This window comes from Streptomyces sp. 15-116A, from assembly GCF_025290915.1.
In the GTDB taxonomy this organism is placed as follows: Bacteria; Actinomycetota; Actinomycetes; order Streptomycetales; family Streptomycetaceae; genus Streptomyces.
The window spans coordinates 1-3428 of record NZ_JAOCQE010000431.1; the positions used below are offsets into that span (position 1 = coordinate 1).

General features: G+C 74.5%; 4 protein-coding genes. All 4 read right to left on the bottom strand.

Features of this window, described 5'->3' with window-relative positions; genetic code table 11:
• Positions 1-195: 195 nt before the first annotated feature.
• Positions 196-1515: a DUF692 domain-containing protein gene (locus tag N4P33_RS33845; protein WP_260830758.1), complete on the bottom strand. Its 1320-nt coding sequence runs from the start codon at positions 1513-1515 to the stop codon at positions 196-198.
• A 222-nt stretch (positions 1516-1737) separates the two neighbouring features.
• Positions 1738-2460, bottom strand: coding sequence for an aminoacyl-tRNA hydrolase (locus N4P33_RS33850; RefSeq protein ID WP_260830759.1), 723 nt, complete (start codon positions 2458-2460; stop codon positions 1738-1740).
• A gap of 44 nt (positions 2461-2504) precedes the next feature.
• The gene (locus N4P33_RS33855) at positions 2505-2684 is read right to left on the bottom strand and encodes a hypothetical protein (protein ID WP_260830760.1); all 180 of its coding nucleotides are present in this window, start codon (positions 2682-2684) and stop codon (positions 2505-2507) included.
• A 29-nt stretch (positions 2685-2713) separates the two neighbouring features.
• The coding region (locus N4P33_RS33860) for a polysaccharide deacetylase family protein (RefSeq protein ID WP_260830761.1) at positions 2714-3428 on the bottom strand (715 nt) is incomplete at its 5' end.

The following is a 3428-nucleotide window of genomic DNA, read 5'->3' on the forward strand; positions in this document are numbered from 1 at the left end:
CGGCCGCCGCGCGGACCGCGGCCAGGCACAGCCGCGTGCACGCCGCACCGGCGACGGCCCAGGCCAGTAGCAGGAGGAGGACCCAGAACATGAGTTGTTTGTAAGCGACACGGTCGCGAGAACACCATGCCCTGTTCACATTCCGGACCGAGTGTTGTCGGTATGTGACGTTCCGTTTAGGTGTGCCGGGGCCTCTCAGCGCCGCAGCAGCACCCTCCGGGTCGCGCGGGCCAGGCGCACGGCGGGCCGCCGCGACCGCGGCTTCGGTCCCGAGCGCTCCAGCCACCACTCGCGCAGCTCTCGCCGTACGCCCGCCTCCTCCGGCCGCCCGGCCAGCAGCAGCCGCTCCACGAAGTCCAGCGCGTCCTGCCGGTAGCCGCCGGTCATCGGGTGCGCCTGGGCGTGGGCGAGGAAGGCGGGCCGGTACCCGTCGCCGAGGATGTCCGGCAGTTCCGGCGCGACCTTGGCGACGACGTCGGCCCGCTTCGCGGCGAGTGCCCGCGCCTGGACGGCCATCCGTGCCCGGTCGAACCCCTCGGGCACGGGCGTTCCCGCGACGAGGGCGGACAGCATCGCGGTCTGCGCGAGGGCGAGCCGCTGCCGGGCGGGTTCCAGGGACGGCCGCTCGGATCCGGGCCAGGAGGCCGAGGTGTCCTTACGAGGTTCCGGCTGCGCCTCGCCTCGCTCCCTCGCCCCCTTCTCCACCGCACGTCCGATGGACTCCAGCTCGCGGCGGAGCTCGTCCGGCTCGGGGAAGTTCTCGTCCCGCTCCAGCAGGACGCCCGGCGGCGACACCCGGGAGGCGAGGTCGGTGAGGATGTCCAGCACGGGCTCGGGGACGGGGTGGGCGTGGCTGTCGTGCCAGACGCCGTCCCGCTCGAAGCCGCCCGCGACATGGACGTAGGCGAGGGCCTCCAAGGGGAGTTCGGCGAGCGCCTTGGCCGGGTCCTCGCCGCGGTTGACGTGGTTGGTGTGCAGATTGGCCACGTCGATCAGGAGGCGTACGCCGGTGCGGTCGGCGAGCTCGTACAGGAACTGACCCTCGGTCATCTCCTCGCCGGGCCACGAGATCAGCGCGGCGATGTTCTCCACGGCGAGCGGTACGGGGAGGGCGGCCTGGGCGATGCGGATGTTCTCGCACAGCACGTCGAGGGCGTCGCGGGTGCGCGGCACCGGCAGCAGGTGCCCGGCCTCCAGACGCGGTGAGGCGGTGAGCGTCCCGCCGGCCCGTACGAAGGCGATGTGCTCGGTGACCAGCGGCGCGGCGAGGGCCTCGGCGCGCTCGGCGAGGGCGGTGAGCCGCCCCTCGTCCGGCCGCTCGGCTCCCCCGAGTCCCAGCGAGACGCCGTGCGGTACGACGGTCACCCCGCGCTCGCGCAGCCGCAGCAGCGACTCGGGGAGATGGCCGGGGCACACGTTCTCGGCCACGACCTCGACCCACTCGATCCCCGGCATGCCCTCCACGGCGTCCGCGATCTCCGGCCGCCATCCGATCCCGGTACCCAGTCGCATCATCGTCCCCTCCTTCGCCGGCCCCCCGGCCCCCGCCGACACGTTCACCTGGACGTGACGGAGGTATGGCCCCGCCCTCGTCGCCCGAACCCCATGGCCCCCACCTTCAGAGCAACATTTGAGGTTCGGCGGACCGCCCGGTGCCAGGCTGTACGTCCCCGACGACCGGACCGTTCAGCCCGGCCCCGGTCTCCTGGAAGCCCCGTCGCGGTCCCTGCCGCGGCCCTACCGCAGCCCCGGATGGTCCGCCACCACCGTGCAGGACCCCGGGGCGATCTCCGTGAAGCCGGCGTCACGGACCAGGGGGAGGCCGCTGCCGACGAGGGCGCTGAAGTCCGCCGGGCGCGCTGTGCGCACGGACAAGGGGAAGCCCGCCTCGCACCAGGCGGCTCGGTCGGCGTCCGTCAGCTCCCACCAGGCCAGCTGGGCCGCGTGGCCCGCTTGGGCCATTGCCTTGCCGGCGGACATGTTCAGGTCGGGGTTGAGCCAGAGGACCGGGGCGGCCGGGTCCGCCGGGGGCGGGGGCTCCGGGTCGTCGAGGTCGGTGCCGGAGACCTGGAGGCGGGCCAGGTCCTTGGGCCAGCCGTCGAGGGGGACCGGCGGGAAGACGCGGACCTCCGCCGAGGTGCCGGTGACCGTGATGCCGGGCAGCGCCTCCGCACGGCGCCACTCCGCGCCGCGGGCCCTGCGCACCACCTTGCGGATCCGCGCGTCCTGCCAGTCGCGCATCGCCCGCGCCCACTCGCCCTCGCCCACCGACCGCTCGTCGCTCAGCATCACCAGGACCGCGCGGGCGGCGGTCTCCAGGGCGTCCGTGCGGGGCGGGGGCGCCGCCCGTTCGATACGGACCACCAGCGGCAGAACGTACTGGGGTGCCGTGTCCCGGGCGTCGGCCTCGCCGCGGAAGGGGCTGTCGGCGGCGGGCTGCTGTGTCTGGTCGGTGCTCACGCCGTCCAGTCTGCCAAGCCGCCGCCCGGCGCTCGGCGGCGCGGTCAGCAGCCGCAGGACGTGCGCTGGGCCTCCTCCCACTCACAGGCCGGGCACAGCGTGATGCCCTTGTACGACTCCGGGTACTCCGTCGGCTCCCAGCACACCACGCACTCCGCGTACGGCGGCCCCTCGGCCTTCGGGGGCCTGGCCGCGTCGATCAGGCAGTAGTCGTTGTCGGTCATGCCTCCAGCGTAGGTCCGCCGGGGCTCGGTCAGCTCCGTCCGCCGGCCGCCGCGACCAGTTCGGAGACCTTCACGAAGCGGTAGCCCTCGCGGCGCAGCTCCGGCACGATCCGGCGCACCGCGCGCTCGGTCGCGGGGGCCGCGCTGCGCGTGCAGTGCAGGACCACCACGGAACCGGGCCGCACCCCGTCCAGCACCTGCCGGGCCACCGCGCCCGCGTCCGTGGCGAACGCGTCACCGCCGACCACGTCCCACTGCACGACCGTCACACCGGTCGGGGCGAGCGCCCTCAGCGCCTCGCGGTCGTAACAGCCGCCGGGGAAGCGGAAGTACGGCATCGCGTCCGGCACCCCGACCTCGCGGAAGGCGGCGTACGCCCGCTCCACGTCCGCCCGCATCCGGTCCCCGGGGAGGGCGGGCAGCCCGTAGCAGTCGGCGGTGAACGCGTAGTGGCTGTAGGAGTGGTTGGCGACCTCGAAGAGCGGGTCCCGGCCGATGGCACGGGCCTGGTCGGGATACTCCTGCGCCCAGCGTCCCGTCATGAACACGGTGGCCGGCACCTTCAGCGCCCGCAGCGTCCCGATCAGACGGGGGTGGTCGAAGCGCTCGCCCGCCGCGGCGCGCGGGCCCTGGTCGGCGGTCATGTCGGCGTCGAAGGTCAGGGCGACCGTCTTGTCCGTGCTGCGGGGGGCGTGCTCGAAGACCGGGGTGAGGCCCGCCGGGCCGGGGGCCAGGGTGGGCGGC

Coding starts and splice junctions, on each gene's coding strand:
- N4P33_RS33845 (WP_260830758.1), bottom strand. CDS start 1,515: ATGATGCGACTGGGTACCGGGATCGGATGGCGGCCGGAGATCGCGGAC.
- N4P33_RS33855 (WP_260830760.1), bottom strand. CDS start 2,684: ATGACCGACAACGACTACTGCCTGATCGACGCGGCCAGGCCCCCGAAG.